This is a genomic window from Psychromonas sp. SR45-3 (assembly GCF_014163575.1).
GTDB lineage: Bacteria > Pseudomonadota > Gammaproteobacteria > Enterobacterales > Psychromonadaceae > Psychromonas > Psychromonas arctica.
Map to the genome: position 1 here is coordinate 161,360 of NZ_JACJDP010000001.1, position 18,479 is coordinate 179,838.

At 35.8% G+C, this 18,479-nt stretch carries 12 protein-coding genes; 7 read left to right on the top strand and 5 right to left on the bottom strand.

The annotated features are described in order from the left end of the window. Window positions 1–397: 397 nt before the first annotated feature. The 5 genes from H5084_RS00685 to H5084_RS00705 all read left to right on the top strand — a co-directional run bounded on the left by H5084_RS00685 (window position 398) and on the right by H5084_RS00705 (window position 5,974). On the top strand, window positions 398–1,477 hold the full coding sequence (locus H5084_RS00685) for an ABC transporter ATP-binding protein (protein WP_182689223.1): 1,080 nt from the start codon (window positions 398–400) through the stop codon (window positions 1,475–1,477). Then, on the top strand, window positions 1,474–2,358 hold the full coding sequence (locus tag H5084_RS00690; protein WP_182689224.1) for an ABC transporter permease: 885 nt from the start codon (window positions 1,474–1,476) through the stop codon (window positions 2,356–2,358). Before H5084_RS00685 ends, H5084_RS00690 begins: the two co-directional genes overlap by 4 nt. Next, window positions 2,358–3,176: an ABC transporter permease gene (locus tag H5084_RS00695; RefSeq protein ID WP_259396651.1), complete on the top strand. Its 819-nt coding sequence runs from the start codon at window positions 2,358–2,360 to the stop codon at window positions 3,174–3,176. The genes H5084_RS00690 and H5084_RS00695 overlap by 1 nt, the downstream gene beginning before the upstream one ends. A gap of 20 nt (window positions 3,177–3,196) precedes the next feature. Next, a complete protein-coding gene (locus H5084_RS00700; RefSeq protein ID WP_220485859.1) occupies window positions 3,197–4,225 on the top strand; it encodes an extracellular solute-binding protein in 1,029 nt (342 codons plus the stop codon). A gap of 132 nt (window positions 4,226–4,357) precedes the next feature. Continuing rightward, window positions 4,358–5,974, top strand: coding sequence for a GMC family oxidoreductase (locus tag H5084_RS00705; RefSeq protein ID WP_182689225.1), 1,617 nt, complete (start codon window positions 4,358–4,360; stop codon window positions 5,972–5,974). Window positions 5,975–6,250: 276 nt separating this feature from the next. Here H5084_RS00705 and rarD read toward each other — a convergent pair whose 3' ends face one another. Further along, window positions 6,251–7,174, bottom strand: coding sequence for an EamA family transporter RarD (gene rarD / locus H5084_RS00710; RefSeq protein ID WP_182689226.1), 924 nt, complete (start codon window positions 7,172–7,174; stop codon window positions 6,251–6,253). 453 nt (window positions 7,175–7,627) lie between these two features. Continuing rightward, a complete protein-coding gene (gene ald, locus H5084_RS00715) occupies window positions 7,628–8,749 on the bottom strand; it encodes an alanine dehydrogenase (protein ID WP_182689227.1) in 1,122 nt (373 codons plus the stop codon). Window positions 8,750–9,609: 860 nt separating this feature from the next. Between ald and H5084_RS00720 the strand changes: the two genes are divergently transcribed. Beyond that, a complete protein-coding gene (locus tag H5084_RS00720; protein ID WP_182689228.1) occupies window positions 9,610–10,869 on the top strand; it encodes an NAD(P)/FAD-dependent oxidoreductase in 1,260 nt (419 codons plus the stop codon). 835 nt (window positions 10,870–11,704) lie between these two features. On the opposite strand, the gene H5084_RS00725 is transcribed toward H5084_RS00720, so the two are convergent. The 3 genes from H5084_RS00725 to aspA form a co-directional block, all read right to left on the bottom strand. After that, window positions 11,705–13,819, bottom strand: a complete 2,115-nt coding sequence (locus H5084_RS00725; protein WP_182689229.1) for a methyl-accepting chemotaxis protein — start codon at window positions 13,817–13,819, stop codon at window positions 11,705–11,707. A 52-nt stretch (window positions 13,820–13,871) separates the two neighbouring features. Continuing rightward, window positions 13,872–15,113 carry a malic enzyme-like NAD(P)-binding protein gene (locus H5084_RS00730; protein ID WP_182689230.1) on the bottom strand — a complete coding sequence of 414 codons (1,242 nt, stop codon included), beginning with the start codon at window positions 15,111–15,113 and terminating at the stop codon, window positions 13,872–13,874. A gap of 396 nt (window positions 15,114–15,509) precedes the next feature. Beyond that, window positions 15,510–16,970, bottom strand: coding sequence for an aspartate ammonia-lyase (gene aspA, locus H5084_RS00735; RefSeq protein ID WP_182689231.1), 1,461 nt, complete (start codon window positions 16,968–16,970; stop codon window positions 15,510–15,512). A 557-nt stretch (window positions 16,971–17,527) separates the two neighbouring features. Between aspA and H5084_RS00740 the strand changes: the two genes are divergently transcribed. Further along, window positions 17,528–18,436: a LysR family transcriptional regulator gene (locus tag H5084_RS00740; protein ID WP_182689232.1), complete on the top strand. Its 909-nt coding sequence runs from the start codon at window positions 17,528–17,530 to the stop codon at window positions 18,434–18,436. Window positions 18,437–18,479: the final 43 nt, after the last annotated feature.

Sequence of the window (18,479 nt, forward strand, 5' to 3'; positions counted from 1 at the left end):
TCTAATAGTTAAATGAACATCCCACACAAAAACACAACCACACTTCCAAAGTAAAAATAGTGACATAGATCAGTGAACTTTTACAAATCAAAATTAGAATTTAAATTATTTTTTAAAATTCAAATTGGTGCAAAAATAACAAATAGCCTTTTAATGGTGCAATCTTCCTAAAAAAAAACAACAAAATATTTAAAATCAACATGTTGCACAATTGTAAACGCACTGTTAAAAGGTGATGTAACGCACTGTTTTTGTTCATTGAAATAACTAATACAGAGGATTCAAAAAGTATTATTTATATGAGATAGCTATTCAAGTTAGTCTGATTTTAGACATAAAGTGAATGTTTTTTAGCTTTATCCCATTAATGAAGAACTATATAAATGTGAGTTTTAATATGAGTAAGTCTGTTCAAATTAAAAATATCTCTAAAAACTACGGAACATATCAAGCAGCAAAAAATATTTCATTTGATATTAATGATAATGAATTTTTTACACTATTAGGACCAAGTGGTTGTGGCAAAACAACGTTACTAAGAATGATCGCAGGCTTTGAAACTGCATCCTCAGGAACCATAAAACTGCATGGCCGAGATATCCACCAACTTCCTGCACACAAACGACGCGTCAATACGGTTTTTCAAAACTATGCACTTTTTCCTCACATGACACTAGAGCAAAATATCGATTTTGGTCTCGAAATGTGCAAGTGGGATAAGAAAAAACGTAAAGAAAGAGTTAAAGAAATGCTAGAGCTTGTCCACATGGAAGAGTTTTCTAAGCGTTACCCTTCTCAGTTATCAGGTGGACAACAGCAACGAATTGCACTTGCAAGAGCGCTTGCACCTGAACCAGAAGTACTGTTACTTGATGAACCCCTTTCTGCATTAGATCTTAAATTAAGACAAGCTATGAGAGATGAGTTGCTAACATTACAACGTAAAACAGGTATTACATTTATTTTTGTTACTCACGATCAAGAAGAGGCATTAGCAATGTCTGATCGAATTTGTGTATTAGCTGGAGGTAGTATTCAGCAATTAGATACGCCTATTAATATTTATGAAAACCCAAGTAATAAATTTGTCGCTGATTTTATTGGGGAGACAAATTTTTTCCCTGTTGATGTCATCGATATAAATGAAAAAACCATATCGATACAAACACCTTTAGGTATTGACCTTACTATTCCCAATCTGGCGAAAACAACAATATCTGTTGGTAATAATGTAACCATGTCTCTACGTCCGGAAAAAATCTACATTAATAAACCCGAAAATGGGCCCGAACTTGCAGGCAAAGTAGCGAGTCGTAATTACATGGGGGGTTATACACATTACTCGATAGCACTAGATAATGGGCAAAGTTTAAAAGTATCAAAGCGAAATAGTGTTAGTAATGACGTCAGTTATGAGATTCAGCAACCTGTAAAATTAAGCTTTTCACCAGAATCAGTAAGGGTGTTAAGCGAATGAAAAAAATAAACATACACTTTTGGGGAGTTGTTCCTGCTTACGTGATAATGATGTTTTTAATGATTATTCCACTTTTCATCATTTTATACGTCTCGTTTATGACATCTGATCCTTATGGTGGATATAAATCAATTTATTCTTTGGATTCATATATACAGATATTATATAGCTATGATTGGGATGAAAATTTAGTTTTAAATTTTCATTATCTACAAATTATAGGTAGGACTATTGTTCTATCTTTTTTAGCTGCAACTCTTTGCTTAATAATATCTTTCCCTGTTGCTTTTTATATATCCAAACAAAACAGTCAAGTTAAACAGCTTTTACTCTACCTGGTCACAATCCCTTTTTGGGTAAGCATGGTTGTGCGTGTATATGCTTGGGTGCTAATTCTAAGTGATGGAGGAGTTCTTGAAACAGGACTTAAATTTTTTGGTTTTGTTAATGACATAGATAGCTTGCTCTACAGCAATAATGCGATGTTAGTTGGCATGGTATATACCTACATCCCCTTAATGATACTCCCTATTTACGCAAGTATAGAAAAGCTTGATAAGCGCTTATTAGAGGCAGCAAACGATTTATATTCCTCTCGAATAATGTCATTCAAAAAAATCATCTTTCCTCTATGTAAACCAGGAATTATTGCTGGATTTGTCTTGGTCTTTGTACCTTGTCTTGGAGCAGTACTGGAACCTACATTGTTAGGGGGTGGCAAGACTATGATGATGGGGAATTTAATCCAAAACCAATTCGGTGTTTCACGCAACTGGTCTTTTGGAGCAAGTTTAACAATATTGTTACTCAGTATTACATTGCTATTCATGCTATTTCAAGCATACCGATCTTCGAAACTATCTCATCAAGGAATACAATAATGAAGATGCTATCAAAGATTTTTATGAGTGCCTCTAAAGAAAAAAGTAGCTTAGGTTTAGGCTTTATTACTCTTTTATTCTTTATCTTTCTGTACCTTCCAATAATTATTATTGTTTTATTTTCATTTAATGCCAATAAGATTGCCTCTATATGGGGAGGTTTTTCAACAAAATGGTATGTAAGTGCAATTAACAATTCAGCACTTCTAGATTCATTACAAGTTTCACTCACTGTTGCTTTTCTAGCTACATTATTCGCTACCAGCATTGCGGTTGCAGCTGCTTTAGCCTTAACAAGAAGCGATGAAATTAGATTTAAAAATGTATCTAATACTGTTGTAAACCTTCCTCTTATGCTGCCTGAAATTGTTTTTGCAGTAGCAATTTTGATTCTTTTCTCTCAACTTGGTATTAAAAACGGCATGTTTAAGTTAATTCTTGCCCATACATGTTTCTGTATTCCTTTTGCTTTTCTGCCAATTAGAGCTCGTTTACAGGGAATGAATACCTACCTAGAACAGGCAGCACAAGATCTATATGCATCGCCTTGGGTCACATTTAAACGAATTACTTTACCAATCATTATGCCAGGTGTATTTGCAGGTGGAATGTTGAGTTTTGTTATTTCTATGGATGATTTTATAACAAGTAACATTTTATCCGGAGGAGGAGCAACCACTCTTCCTGTTTATATTTTTTCGTTAGTTAAGCAAGGAGTTTCACCAGAGCTTAACGCTATTTCCACTTTAATCATGCTTGTCCCAATTGTTTTTGCAACACCAATATGGTTGTTAACAAAGCAAAAAATAAAATCTTAAATAACAATAGAGGTATTTTTATGAAAAAATTTAAAATAAAACTGTTTACTACTATTTTAGCTTCGGGTTTATCACTTTCGACTCAAGCCGCTGATTCATTAAATATTTATGCGTGGGCTGAATCCATTAAACCAGAACTGATTTCAGAATTTGAAAAAGAGACTGGAATTGATGTTGTTATTGATAGTTATACTTCCAATGAAGATTTATTAGCTAAATTAAAATCTGGCACAACCAATTATGATCTTGTATCACCTAGCCAACATTTTGTTGACATCATGATTAAAGAAGGATTACTTGAAAATATAAATGCAAATTCAATGCCAGCCTTTGAAGCAGTAGACGAAAAATGGAAAAACCAATGGTGGGACAAAAGTTCTGAATACTCTATTCCATTCGCATATGGTAGCGCAGGGTTTACTGTTAATCGCGATTTATATAAAGGTCCGGCAAACTCTTGGAAAGAATTTTTTGAACCAGGCGAAGCATTAAAAGGAAAAATTGCTGTTTTTGCCACACCTGATGAGGTAATACCTGCGGCTCAATTATATTTAGGTGTTCCTTTTTGTAGTGAAGATAGTAGTGAAATGAAAAAAGTACTCGATTTACTAACAAAACAAAAAGAGTATGTAGCAGTATATAGCTCAGATAATATTGGATCTAGGGTTGGTGGCGGAGAAGTTGCAATACATAGTTGGTGGGATGGTAACTCTCTTAAAGCACGTAAAATTGATAGTGCACCTATCGAATATGCTCAACCTAAAGAAGGATTAGTTGGGTGGATCGATTCTTTAGTTGTTCCCAAAGGTGCCTCTAATGTCAATAATGCAAAGAAATTTATTAACTGGATCAGTGAAAAAGATAATGCAACAGCACAAGCCAACTACTATGGTCACTCGCCAGCCGTTGCTATCGATTTAAGTAAATCAATTTATACACAAGTTAACTCTCCAGAGTTATTCCCAACAGTTCCCGTTGTTATGGCCCGTTCATGCTCACCTAAAGCTCAAAAACTAGTAGATCGTGTTTGGACATCTTTACTCGAATAATAATGAATTTTTTGTAATTTAAAACCGAGTCATTGGCTTAGTTTTTAATTTATTTAAATACAGCATTTTATTAAGGCATTACAGTAATGCAATGCCTTATAAAAGCGAAATTCTTTTGAATAGAGGTACAAAATGACTATTGCAGGCCACAAAAAATACGACTTTATAATTGTTGGCGCAGGATCTTCGGGAAGTGTTCTTGCAAATCGATTAAGTAAAAACCCAAATACTAAGGTTTGCTTAATTGAGTCTGGTGGCTCAGATGCAACACCTAGAGTAAGTATTCCTGCAGGTACAATAACGCTATATAAAAGTAAAAAATTTAGCTGGAATTATTTCACAACACCACAAAAATCAATGAATAATCGCTCTTTACATTGCCCTAGAGGTAAGGTCTTAGGGGGATCATCTTCTATGAATAGTATGATTTACATTCGTGGCGACAAAAGTGATTACGACCATTGGGAATCACTTGGTTGTAAAGGATGGGGTTGGCAGGAAGTATTGCCATACTTTAAAAAGTCAGAGGGGAATCAACTTAACCAAGACCCTGATTACCATGGTTTTGATGGTGAGCTTTTAGTAAATAAAGCAAAAGATCCAAATAAATTTTCATACAAATTTATTGAAGCGGCTAAAAAAACATTAAATTTACCTCATAACGAAGATTTCAATGCAGCATCACTTCATGGTTGTGGTATCTATAATTTAACTCAACAAAATGGACAGCGTTGTTCTAGTTATCAAGCGTTTGTGAGACCTATTTTATCACAACGATCTAACCTTGAAGTGATAACAGATTGCACGGTTGATTCGGTAATACTTGAAGGAGCACGAGTAACAGGGGTAATGGTGCAAAATGAAAGTGGTAGCCAAGTCATTACAGCAAATCAAGAAGTAATTCTGTGTGCAGGTTCATTAGGCAGTCCACACATCTTAATGAAATCTGGTATTGGGCCCGAAACCGAACTTCAAACAGCAGGTATTAAGCTAAAACATCACCTTCCAGGAGTAGGTAAAAACTTACAAGACCATATGGATGGTTTAGTCACCGTGCGCTCCAACAGCCCAAAAACATTAGGATTTTCTTTAGGCGCTTTACCTGCAATTATTCGATCTCCATTTCAATATATTATTAACCGAAAAGGCTGGCTATCGACCAACTACGTCGAAGCAGGAGGTTTTGCATTTACTTCAGAAACAGAGACTGTTCCAGATGTCCAGTTTCATTTTGTTCCTGGCTATCGTAGCCACCGTGGTCGATTATTTGAATGGGGTCATGGATACGCTATTCATACTTGCGTTTTAAGGCCCAAAAGTATCGGTGAAGTAACAATTAGTGAAAATAAAGAGCTTAATATAGATTATAACTTTTTAACTGATGATAAAGATGGCAAAACTCTTATTGAAGGTATTCGGTTAGCACGGAAAATTCTTGCTTCTTCGCATTTTGATGATGTCAGAGGGGAAGAGATGTTGCCTGGGAAGCACTTACAATCAGATTCAGAGCTTCTCGAATATATTCGAGAGTATGGAGCAACTGTATTTCATCCTGTAGGCACTTGTAAAATGGGTAGGGATGCCATGGCCGTAGTCGATACCGATCTTAAGGTGCATGGTTTACAAGGAATTAGAGTGGCAGATGCTTCTATTATGCCAAGCTTAGTGAGTGGCAATACTAACGCGCCATGTATCATGATTGGAGAAAAATTGGCTGACATTATATTAGCAGAGAACATAACCAATTGATAATATAGAAATTAAGCTAATGGCACATTAACCTAGTTAGGGTGTCATTAGTAAAAAACTACAAGCAATAAACTCCCTTTATAAAAATTTTAAATCTAAAAAATATCAGTTAGATTAATTAGGTCATAACTATTAAAACTAACCTTGTTAAGTCACTTTCCCATATACCAGTGATTGTAAGTTGAATAGCATTAATTGTTTCAAAAAATTTAATTTTCTTCTTTTGCAATTTAAAGTTCAGTCATAAGTAATATCAACGAGTATATAGCGAGTTCTTTAACCACGCCGTTTATAGCTGTCAACAGCAATGAATACTAAGGCAAGCATAATCGCGCCATAGGTTGGCCATTGGATTAGATCAATACGCTCACCAATTAACAGACCTACACAAAATACCAATACGGGTTCTAAATAACCCAACAAGCCAAACAAGCTAAGCGGAAGTTTTTGTGAAGCGTAAAGAAATAATAACATGGGTAGTGTGCCAGCAACGGCTAAACCTAGATAGTAAGCCCAAGACCAAATTTCGATTTGTAACCAATCATTAAAGGGTTGTAAATAAAGCATAGCAAGCAGTGCAATAGGCAATAAAAAAATGTTGTCTAGGCTGAAAACCAAATAGCTAGCCATTGGATAACGTCGACGGTACATAAAGTACAACGGATAACCTAAAGCAACCACAAACACAATCCAAGAGATGCCATCGGCAATTAAATAAGCATAAATAACGCCACAAGTTGCAATGATGCATGCGAGTAGTTGCGCACGAGTTAATTTCTCACCATAAACAAAATAACCAACGGCAACCAACGTCAGAGGCAGTATAAAATACCCTAAGGCGACAGAGAGTGTTTCCCCTTGTAGAGGTGCCCAGACAAAAAGCCAAAATTGTGGTGCAATTAAACAAGCGGAAAGTAAAAATCGAGGCCATAAACGCCATTGTTTTAATTGTATCCACAACGTTGATATTCGCCCAATAAAAATTAAACCTAATATCATAATGACGGCACTCCAAATGATTCTTTGCCCGGCTAACCAATGACCGGATCCTGCAGTAACGCTTGTTTCTGGCCAAGTAGGTTGAAACTGCACATAAATGGGCAGCAATGCAAATAAACAAGAAGCAAATACTGAGGCTATTAATCCCTTTTTGTGATCCGAAATATGAAGCGATATATTATTAATCTTGGAAAAAGTCATAAGTTACCAAATTAAACTTGTTAAAAATGAAAGAAAACGTAATTAAAAAATGATTTGAGTGTTACCGAGTTGCCTTTGATTCTATTTGATCTACTTAAAATTTTTTGCACTATCGACGTATGTTTCGTAACTTATAATGATGACTCGTGCTGAAAGCCTTCTTCAAGAGCGCAAAAGCTGAGTATAAAGCAATGCTAAACCTAAACTACATGATTGATGATTTGGGCTAGATAACTATAACCAGCTTAAATTATTAGATTTTTTATCCGAATAATGGGATTAAGTGTTGTTAAGTTGAAAGCAGTTATAACTGTAATAATTAGGATAATAATAATTCTATCAAGAGCATAACTGCTTTAAAGTTACATTATTGAAAACAAGTATAAAAAGAGTACAAACGATAAATTTGTACTCTTTCTTCATTCCTTTTAATTTTGTATTAATCTCGTGAGATTATAAACTGGCTACAGCATCTTCAGGAGCTAGGTACTCATACCCTAAAACATCGGCAACAGGTTTATAAGTAATTTTTCCACCGAGAACATTTAATCCAGCCAATAAATGCTTATCATCAAGCAACGCTTGTTTAGCGCCTTTATTGGCAATTTTTACAGCAAATGGCATTGTAGCGTTTGTAAGTGCCATTGTTGAAGTACGAGCCACACCACCAGGCATGTTGGCAACACAATAATGAACAATACCATCAACAACATAAGTAGGATCTTGGTGCGTAGTTGCTTTTGATGTCTCAAAACAACCACCTTGATCAATAGCAACATCAACAACAACCGCGCCTTTTTTCATCATTCCGATATGTTTTCTTGTCACTAATTTCGGTGCAGCTGCGCCCGGTATCAATACAGCGCCAATGACTAAGTCAGCTTCTACGATAAGTTGATCCATAGCATCAGCGGATGAATAAACAGTTTTTAAACGGCCATTAAACTCAGTATCTAACTGGCGTAGACGGGGTAAAGAACGATCAAGAATAGTTACATCAGCCCCCATGCCGACTGCCATATGCGCAGCTTGAGTACCAACAACCCCACCACCAACAATTAATACTTTAGCCGGAGCAACACCCGGAACCCCCCCTAATAAAGCACCTAAACCACCTTGTGCTTTTTCTAAAGCATGTGCACCTGCTTGAATAGACATACGACCTGCAACTTCAGACATAGGGGCTAATAATGGTAACCCTCCCTCTGCAGCGGTAACTGTTTCATAAGCAATACATGTTGCACCTGAAGCTGCTAATAATGCAGTTTGCTTTGGATCTGGAGCCAAATGTAAGTAAGTAAACAATATTTGTCCAGCACGTAGCATATTGCATTCAACTGGTTGCGGCTCTTTAACTTTAATAATCATGTCTGCGGTTTCAAATATCTTTGCTGCACTATCAATAATTTTTGCGCCAGCAGCAACGTAGTGTTCATTATCAAAACCAATAGAGGCTCCGCCATTATTCTCAACGATCACATCATGACCATTTAAGACTAACTCTTTAACGCCAGAAGGCGTAAGACCGATACGGTACTCATGGTTTTTAATTTCTTTAGGTACACCAATAATCATAGTTTTCTCTCTTTTTACGTTTGTTGTAGTCGCTTATAGATAAGCTACTTATTAATTTACTGTAGTAATTAGATCCAAACTTTAAGCTGTTCACTTTTAAGACATTATGGTGCCATGAAGCATTAGTAAAATATTAATTTGTAAGCCTTTGAATAAATAAAATCTATTCATAAACATTACACACATCTAAATATCTTTTATTCCAATATTCCAATATTCCAATATTCCTTAAATTTTAAATGGAAAGCGTGCGCCGAAAAGAAAAACTATCTTTTTGTATTCAAATCATAATGACTTAATAAATGGCACTAAAAAACTTTGAAGATCTAAAATGACTCAAATAGGTTTTTCAATTGAATTGGTTGAACTTGGCTCAGCTCAGAATTTTGAAGCACAGGCCTAAATAAAGACTGCAAACATAAGTGATTAGATTATTTTTTAAATTAATTAGATTTTGCTAAATCAATCAATTATGTAGAAATGGTCGTTAACAACATGAATTAGATGATTTTTAATTATCTAATTCATAATAGCTTGAATAACTTTTTATTATTTAATTGTTAAGTTATTAATATTTTACGAATACTAACTTTCTTAATATGCTTCACTGCACCTGAAAAGGACAATAGAAGACCTTTAAAAACTTGATAAGTTAAGTGAAAGATTGCAATCCAAATAGGGTATTTCGGCACAATTACCGAACATCAGTGTTGTTAATTAAATAACGCTATAAACAATGTGAAATGACTAAAGTAACCTAAATAAGCCATTTAGTTTTACTTACAATTGGCATCAAGCTCAAGTGGAAACAATCTTCGCTTAACCATCAGCCCCTAATGAAGAAATAATAAGGAAAAAAAATGACAGTTGAAAAAATAGATACACTTGTTATAGGTGCTGGTCAGGCCGGTATTGCAATGAGCGAGCATTTAAGTAAACATGATATTCCACACATTGTATTAGAGCGTAACCGTATTGCTGAACAATGGCGAACAGGTCGATGGGATTCATTAGTCGCTAATGGCCCAGCTTGGCATGATCGTTTCCCAGGTTTGGAGTTCGAAGCACATGATCCAGATTCTTTTGTACCGAAAGAAAAGGTTGCTGATTATCTTGTCGATTATGCCAAAAAATTTGATGCTCCTATTCGCACTGGAGTAGAAGTTAGCAATGTCGAGCGTAATACCAAGGGGCAAGGTTTTATCGTTGAAACTTCTCAAGGCACTATAGAAGCTACACGTATAATATCTGCAACAGGGCCTTTTCAAATACCTGTTATTCCACCTATAGCTAAAAATGAAAAAATTACACAAATACATTCTGCAGATTATCGCAACCCCGAGCAATTAGAGGAAGGTGCTATTTTAGTCGTTGGTGCAGGCTCTTCTGGTGTACAGATTGCTGATGAACTACAGCGTTCAGGTCGTAAAGTATTTTTATCTGCTGGCCCACATGACCGTCCACCACGTTCATATAGAAATCGTGACTTCTGCTGGTGGTTAGGAGTACTAGGAGAGTGGGATCGAGAATCCCAAGAGCCAGGAACAGAGCATGTTACTATCGCGGTAACGGGGGCTCATGGCGGTAATGGCACAGTTGATTTCCGTGTACTTGCTCATCAAGGAATCACTTTACTTGGTAGGACTAAAGCATTTGCTAACGGTAAAGCAACATTCGAAAAAGATCTTAATGATAATGTTGAACGCGGTAATAAAAATTATATGGATTTTCTTGATTTGGCAGATGCATATATCGAGCGTAATGATCTAAATCTTCCAGAAGAACCAACAGCAAGAGACGTATTACCAGACCCTGAATGTATGACCCATCCTATTCTTGAACTTGATCTGGCTGAAGCGGGTATTACCTCAATTGTTTGGGCAACAGGCTTTGCCTTAGATTACAACTGGCTAAATGTGAATGCATTTGATGAAAATGGTAAACCCGCTCATCAACGTGGTATTTCAACTGAACCAGGAGTTTATTTCATAGGTCAAGCATGGTTATCTCGTCGAGGATCTGCTTTTATCTGGGGAGTTTGGCATGATGCTAAGCATATCGCCGGACATATCAGTACACAACGTACATACACTGCATATAAAGACGCTTCTCAACGCTAATATATCAACTTAAAGGGTAGGTCTAACGGCCTATCTTTTTTGTTATAGCTATAAAATTTTATCCCCTCTGAATACTGCTATTAATTCGTCCGCAGAAATTGGTTTAACTCCCTGTCCTTAGACGGTAGTTGCTTAGTACACTAAAGATAGCAAATCATGATTAGGGGCACCTTTTTATTAATGGTTATTCATAGAATGTGTTTACATGGACTCCTCATATTATGTAATAACAATTTTTAAAATATTAGATTCGTGCTTATATACGGAATTTTATTGGCTGACTATACTGATTCACTTTGATGTATTTTCACCTTCATGCCTAATCTCCTGCACGATATTATAAATATGTTCAGAGCATATTACAGACTGTTGAAATCAGAAAACTATATCAATGTAATTATTGTCACGACCAAACTTCTGCTACTGCTCCTGCCATATTTGAAAACTCGAAATAATCATTAACCGCTTGTTTTTAAAGCATTAATTCAATGACTCAATCTAAAATAGGTATTTCATCCTTATCTATTAAACGATAGGTTAGTTTCTCGTACAATAAGGCTTAGTGTATTAAGCAGAAAATAATGCAGGTGATGAAAGGACTAGACAACAAGCAAAAACTATCAGGTGTAAAAATTGATAATGTTTACTATCGCGGTGAGCGACATGATGGAAAGCGAGGTTGAGGCTAAGAAAATACCCCCCCTTTCATTTCAGCAGTTTGAAGTTGTTTAAGTATAGGCTGACTATATACAAAAAATCCTATTTATTAACAAACCACTGGCAACCTCTGCATGGGAACTAACTTAATAGGTTTAGTGCAATAAGTTCTGAAGCACTAACATTTTAAGCGACTTAACTCTTCTTCAATCTGTTCAACGACCCCTTTAGAGTAAGCACTATTTTCTTGTAGTCGTTGTCCTAACTTAGCTAAGCCAGCACTACTATCAGAGATTGAGACTAATCGCGTATTTATATCTTCCGCTACATATCTTTGTTCTTCGGCTGCTGTTGCTACTTGCTCAGTACTTTCGCTTATTACTTTGATACTATCCATCGCTTGAGAAAGTCGTTCGAAGCTAATGCTAGTTTTATCAACCGTGCTTGTAATTGAATCTTTGTTGGCATCTAGTGTTTCAACGGCTTTATTGACATCAGCTTGTAAATTTCCAATTAAAACACTGATATCTTGGGTAGACATTTGAGTTCGCGCCGCCAAGTTTCTAACCTCATCGGCAACAACGGCAAAACCTCTGCCTTGTTCGCCTGCTCTTGCTGCTTCTATTGCCGCATTCAATGCGAGTAGGTTGGTTTGATCAGCAATAGATCTAATTGTTTCAACAATACCTGTTATATCTGTGCTATGAGCGGCAACTTGTGATATTTGCTGACTTGTTAATATCATGTTTTGCTCAAGTTTTTGCACGTTATGTACACTCGCTTCTAAGATGTTCTGAGTCTCTTGTAGAAGGGAATTAGCATGTTTTCCACCATTTGCGGTTCCTACCGCAAGCTTGGCAACTTCACCTGACGCAGCGGCCATTTCAGTCATCGCAGTTGCAATACTATCTAAATTAACCTGTTGTGTTTGCGTGTCACTTTCAACTTCATGAGCAATATTTTCTAGATCTGAAAATTTACCAACGAGTTCGTTAGAGAACCTCTTAGATGATCCGATCATTTCAGCCAACTTATTAATGAATTTATTAAACCCGCCGGCCAATAGTATTAATTCTTCATGACTTTCAACATTTACTTTTTGAGTTAGGTCGCCTTCACGATCTGCCAATTCTTGAATTGATGAAGAAAGCAGTTTGATAGGTGAAGTTATTGATTTCGCAAGCCAGATGGCAAAGAATACTGCCGCGGCTAGGAATAATAATGAAAAGTATAAAAGCTCAGTCAGTGCTTTATTATAGGAATCATTTGCGTTCTCTCTCATTTCAAGTACAGAGGCTAATGCAATTTTTTCAGGTACAGAAATAAGAAGAGTCCAAGTCACATTTGCTTCGCTAATAAATACAGGAATTTTAACGTGCCAATCAGATTCCGAGATAATTGAGTTCTTAGGATCTTTCAATAGCGTTGAAAATTCTGAATTAATATCACCTGCTCTTTTAGTTAATTCATCAGGGTAACGACTTGATGCAATAAGCAGTTGTTTTTGGCTGAACAAACTGATGGATGCATTACCTTCAAATAATGATTTTGACTGTTCTGTTATCCACTTTTGTACGATAGGTAAATTAATATCAACCCCCACTAACCCCCTAAATTGGTTTGATACAATGATTGGTGCAGTTAGTGTCGTCATCAACTCTTGTCGTCCAGGCTCTATCTCGTACATATAAGGATCGAGTGTACAAGGTTTTAGAGAGTCTTTACTGCATAAGTAAAATTCGCCTTTACGAATACCATTATCGTCTTTTTCACTGTTATATTTATCTTCTGGATTTTCTGTGGGATAAAAGGTTGCTTGCCCATTCTCTTTTACCCAATAGATTTCTAAACTTCCTGTAGGGCTCGAGTGCTGCTTGAAGTCAATAAACTGAGTATCAAGTCCATCATAACCATCAACCTCAAAATGAGTATAAATCGAACTAATGGTTGGCGTTGCATCTAACATGTAACGATTCAGGTTACTTACTACTCCTCTATTGAAGGGTGTATTGGGGTGCGCTGTTTTAGATAAGGTTTCAGCCAAAATTAACACAGGTGAAAAACTTTGTTTGAGTAGTTTACTGATACGCTCACTGGACAATTTTCCCGCATCCTTCATTGACTCAAGTACAGAGCCTTGTAATAATTTTGTAGTCGATGATATTTGCTCCTGAGATAAAGAGGATAAAATACGAGAAGTTAACACTCCAAAACCAATAGCGCAGAGTAAAACAATACTAACAAATAACACAGTGACTTTTTTTTGAATTGAATGTTGCTTCATTAACAGCATGATGAATCTTCCTTGATGTTGAATTACGATATGGTTGAGCTGGATGGGGTAATTACTGCATATAATTATCAGGTAGAGGTAGGGCTGCAACACCTGAATTTACTGCAGCTTTTGCTACAGCTAAAGCTACAGCGGAGAGTAAACGTGGATCCATTGGTTTCGGAATAATATAGTCACGCCCAAAAGAGAGCGAAGTCTCACCTGATGCTGTTAAAACGTCATTTGGAACATCTTCTTTTGCGAGAGCTCTAATTGCATGCACCGCTGCCATTTTCATTTCATCATTGATAGTACAAGCACGAACATCTAAAGCACCGCGGAAGATAAAAGGGAAACAAAGTACATTGTTCACTTGATTAGGGTAATCAGAACGGCCTGTTGCAATAATTGCATCATTACGAGCGACTAACGCTAATTCAGGCTTAATTTCAGGATCTGGGTTGGAGCAAGCAAAAATAATAGGATTAGGTGCCATTAATTTAACTTGCTCAGGAGCCAGTAAATTTGGGCCAGACACGCCAACAAATACATCAGCACCTACTATGGCATCATCTAAAGTACGCTTATCAGTATTATTCGCGAAAAGCCTCTTATATTCATTTAAGTCATCACGACGAGTATGTATTATGCCTTTTGTATCAAGCATATATACATTTTCACGCTGGGCACCACACTTGATCAATAGCTCCATACAAGCGATGGCAGCGGCCCCTGCCCCTAAGCAAACAATATGAGCTAATTTTATATCTTTGCCTTGAATCTCTAAGGCGTTAATCATACCTGCCGCTGTTACTATAGCCGTACCATGTTGATCATCGTGAAAGACAGGAATATTACAACGTTCAATTAATGCTTTCTCAATAGCAAAACATTCTGGTGCTTTAATATCTTCAAGATTTATCCCACCAAAGGTATCTGCAATATTCGCAACAGTATTTACAAATTCATCAATTGTTTTGTGTTTTACTTCAATATCAAACGAGTCAATATTAGCAAAGCGTTTAAACAATAATGCTTTACCTTCCATCACGGGTTTAGACGCCATTGGGCCTAAATTACCTAAACCTAAAATGGCAGTACCATTGGTAATAACGGCAACCATATTTCCTTTTGCTGTATATTTATAAACATCATCAGGATTAGCGGCTATTTCCCTGACTGGCTCAGCAACGCCTGGACTATAAGCGAGTGATAGATCTTCACTAGTTTCAGCAGCGGTCGTTAATGTAACACTTATTTTACCTGGTGCAGGTAAAGCATGGTAATCAAGTGCTTGTTGACGAAAATCTGTCATGGTAGTTCCTAAATGTATTTGGGCTTTATTTAAAATTAATATTCAGTAAATATTGAATTATTAGGTGTAATTTTTAATGAATCGATAATTTTAAAAATAAATGAGCAACGAAAAATATTTCACAAGTGAGCATAGGTGGCGCCTTAGTGAAGTAAGCTTGATGTTAAAAGTATCTTTAAAAGTAGTGGATTATTATCCAAAAAAGCAAGAACCTCACATCAAGCTGTCATTGAATAAACTTGGATGATTAACGGTTAGAGAAATCGTTTCTTAAAAAGTCCTTAAGTTAATTACTTTAATACAGCTATAACCTGAGCATTATTCAATATTTGAACTAAATCACTTCAATTACCTTAGGCAATTACAACTACTCTGGTGCATATTTAGATAATTAGATTAGGACTTTTTCTCAAAAGAAAATTGTCGCCTAGGCTGAGTCATGTTTTCAGGATTAAGAATGTCAGCAAGTTGTAGATCAGTTAATAAGCCGTCTCGTTTAATCAAATTGATAATATTCTCCCCTGTTGCCAACGCCTCTTTCGCAATCCGAGTTGACTCTTCATATCCCAAATAGGGATTGATGGCTGTAACAATACCAATACTATTGTAAACCATTGATTTGCAATGCTCTTCATTAGCGGTAATACCTGAAATACATCGTATTGCAAGTGTATTAAATGCATTGCTTAAAAATTTTATTGATCTTAATAAATTAAAAGCAATAACGGGTTCCATAACGTTTAATTGAAGTTGCCCAGCTTCTGCAGCCATCGTTATAGCAAGGTCATTGCCTATAACTTGATAAGCAACTTGATTTACAACTTCTGGGATAACAGGGTTTACTTTGCCTGGCATAATTGATGAACCAGGTTGCATAGCAGGCAAATTAATCTCATTCAAGCCAGCTCTTGGACCACTGCTCATCAAACGCAGATCATTACAAATTTTTGAAACTTTTATTGCTGTTCTTTTTAGCATACTTGAGAGGGTAACAAATGCTCCCATATCACTTGTAGCTTCAATCAAGTTAGTTGCTCTAACGAAATGTATATCTGAAATCCAACATAATTCTTCAATTACTAAACTTGAATACTCAGGGTCAGTATTAATTCCTGTACCTATAGCAGTAGCACCTAAATTAATTTCTTTAAAATTATTCGAAACAGCCTTTAACATATCCAAATCTTCTTTCAGAGTAGCGTAGTAAGCTTCAAATTCTTGACCTAAAGTCATAGGTACAGCATCTTGTAATTGGGTTCGACCCATTTTAATCACACGACTAAACTCTACGGCTTTTTGCTTACACTGATAACCGAGTGATGCTATTGACTCGTAAAGTTCAGGTGTCGACATGATTAAAGCTAAACGTAGGGCTGTTGGATAAACATCATTAGTAGATTGTGACAAATTGACGTGGTTATTTGGACTAATTATTTCATAGCGGCCCTTTTCATGCCCAAGAATTTCTAACGCTCTATTTGCTATCACTTCATTAGCATTCATATTGGTTGAAGTACCAGCTCCGCCTTGTATCATATCGACTACAAATTGATTATTAAACTTACCACTAATAACTTCGTCGCATGCTTTCGTTATAGCCTCTGCTTTTTCATTTTCAAGTAAATTCAATTTAGCATTAGCGATAGCGCAGGCCTTCTTCACCATTCCTAAGGCCTTCACTAGATTAGGGAAGTCACCAACACATATAGAGGTAATATTAAAATTTTCCATTGCGCGTAAAGTTTGTACTCCATAATAAACTTCTTTCGGTAAGCTTCTTTCACCCAAAAGATCTTTTTCTATTCGTTCTTTAGGCGCATCTATACTTTGAACTTTACTAATCTGTTTTTTTGACATCAATCAAATCCTTACAAAATTTACAACATAATGACGTTTAAAAATAATAGTTAATAGATAGATAATGCCTATAGGCTTTGAAAGCCAAGTAGAACTATATAGAAAATAACCATTACACCTTCCGAACTGACTAAACTAACCGTTGTAGCTAATAGCCACTTACAATTACCAATTGTTAGTATTAAGAAAATTTCATCTAACTAGTTTTATTTCTATTTATTTACCAAAGACATTAATTGATAAATCACGTCCAATATCTATGTCATGCATAGTATGATTAAACATCAGTTTCCAGAGACCTTTAACGCCATATTTAGGAAAGTATTTGATAGCTATAGCTATCAAATTCCTTTATACCTACCGCGTGTTGATTTAAATTATCTTGCATTTATGAAGCATATAACTGTATACGTAAAATATAATTTTATTAAAAAATGCATAAATAAAATTTATGCAAATATTTTTTCTCACTTAAGAAGTTAATCCGTTTTTCTATATAAAAATAAATTATGCTAGAGCTGATAGACATAAATTTTCTTTACTGGTAGATTTTAAATATGATTAATTACACCTTAAAACAACTCAAATATTTTGTTGCTGTAGCCGAGTCTGGCAACGTCACAGAAGCAAGTGAGAAGCTATATATATCGCAGCCTGCGATATCAAATGCAATTTCGCAACTCGAAGAAACGTTAAATACGCAATTGCTAATTAGACATCATGCTAAAGGTGTTTCTTTAACGCCGGCAGGTAAAGAGATGGTCTCTTATTGTCGTACTTTGTTATCGCATGCAGAGGAAATTAATGGTTACATGATTCAACATAGCACCTTAATTTCAGGCACAATAAATATTGGCTGCTACGCGAGCTTAGGCCCAATTTATGCCCCTAAGTTAATTCAAGGATTTACTAAACTCTACCCAGAGGTTAATTTCAAATTATTTGAAGGGGACATTGAAGAGCTAAATGAAGCACTGGTTACTGGCAAAATAGAAATGGCCTTAATGTATGACTTAAATAACAACTGTCAAATTGAATCAACGAAGCTTGCGAAAATTAGCCCACATGTGTTGTTATCAGTTAAACACCCACTGGCGAATAGAAAAAAAATTAATTTAATGGCCTTACAAGATGAACCTTTGGTTTTATTAGATTTACCTCATTCAAATAAATATTTTCAATCATTATTTGAGCAATATGATAAAAATCCTTTCATTAAACACCGCACTAAGAGTATAGAAATGCTCCGAAGTCTAGTGGCTAATGGCGAAGGATACGCTTTGATGAATGCACATGTAAAATCAAATACTTGCTTCGATGGTTCTGAATTAATTAGCATTCCATTATCTGATTATGCAACACCAATTTCGTTAGTTATTTCTAAGGTTTTAGGCGTTAAATTACCAAAAAGGTGTGAAGCTTTTTTAGAGTTTTGTATCAAGAATTTTAATCTCGACAATAAATAGGATACTGTCAACTTATCCAAGTGGGATGATTAAAAGCAATAAA

Excerpts from the sequence above, each read along its gene's own strand:
- H5084_RS00685 (WP_182689223.1), top strand. The coding sequence starts at position 398 with ATGAGTAAGTCTGTTCAAATTAAAAATATCTCTAAAAACTACGGAACA.
- H5084_RS00690 (WP_182689224.1), top strand. The coding sequence starts at position 1,474 with ATGAAAAAAATAAACATACACTTTTGGGGAGTTGTTCCTGCTTACGTG.
- H5084_RS00695 (WP_259396651.1), top strand. The coding sequence starts at position 2,358 with ATGAAGATGCTATCAAAGATTTTTATGAGTGCCTCTAAAGAAAAAAGT.
- H5084_RS00700 (WP_220485859.1), top strand. The coding sequence starts at position 3,197 with ATGAAAAAATTTAAAATAAAACTGTTTACTACTATTTTAGCTTCGGGT.
- H5084_RS00705 (WP_182689225.1), top strand. The coding sequence starts at position 4,358 with ATGACTATTGCAGGCCACAAAAAATACGACTTTATAATTGTTGGCGCA.
- rarD (WP_182689226.1), bottom strand. The coding sequence starts at position 7,174 with ATGACTTTTTCCAAGATTAATAATATATCGCTTCATATTTCGGATCAC.
- ald (WP_182689227.1), bottom strand. The coding sequence starts at position 8,749 with ATGATTATTGGTGTACCTAAAGAAATTAAAAACCATGAGTACCGTATC.
- H5084_RS00720 (WP_182689228.1), top strand. The coding sequence starts at position 9,610 with ATGACAGTTGAAAAAATAGATACACTTGTTATAGGTGCTGGTCAGGCC.
- H5084_RS00725 (WP_182689229.1), bottom strand. The coding sequence starts at position 13,819 with ATGCTGTTAATGAAGCAACATTCAATTCAAAAAAAAGTCACTGTGTTA.
- H5084_RS00730 (WP_182689230.1), bottom strand. The coding sequence starts at position 15,113 with ATGACAGATTTTCGTCAACAAGCACTTGATTACCATGCTTTACCTGCA.
- aspA (WP_182689231.1), bottom strand. The coding sequence starts at position 16,970 with ATGTCAAAAAAACAGATTAGTAAAGTTCAAAGTATAGATGCGCCTAAA.
- H5084_RS00740 (WP_182689232.1), top strand. The coding sequence starts at position 17,528 with ATGATTAATTACACCTTAAAACAACTCAAATATTTTGTTGCTGTAGCC.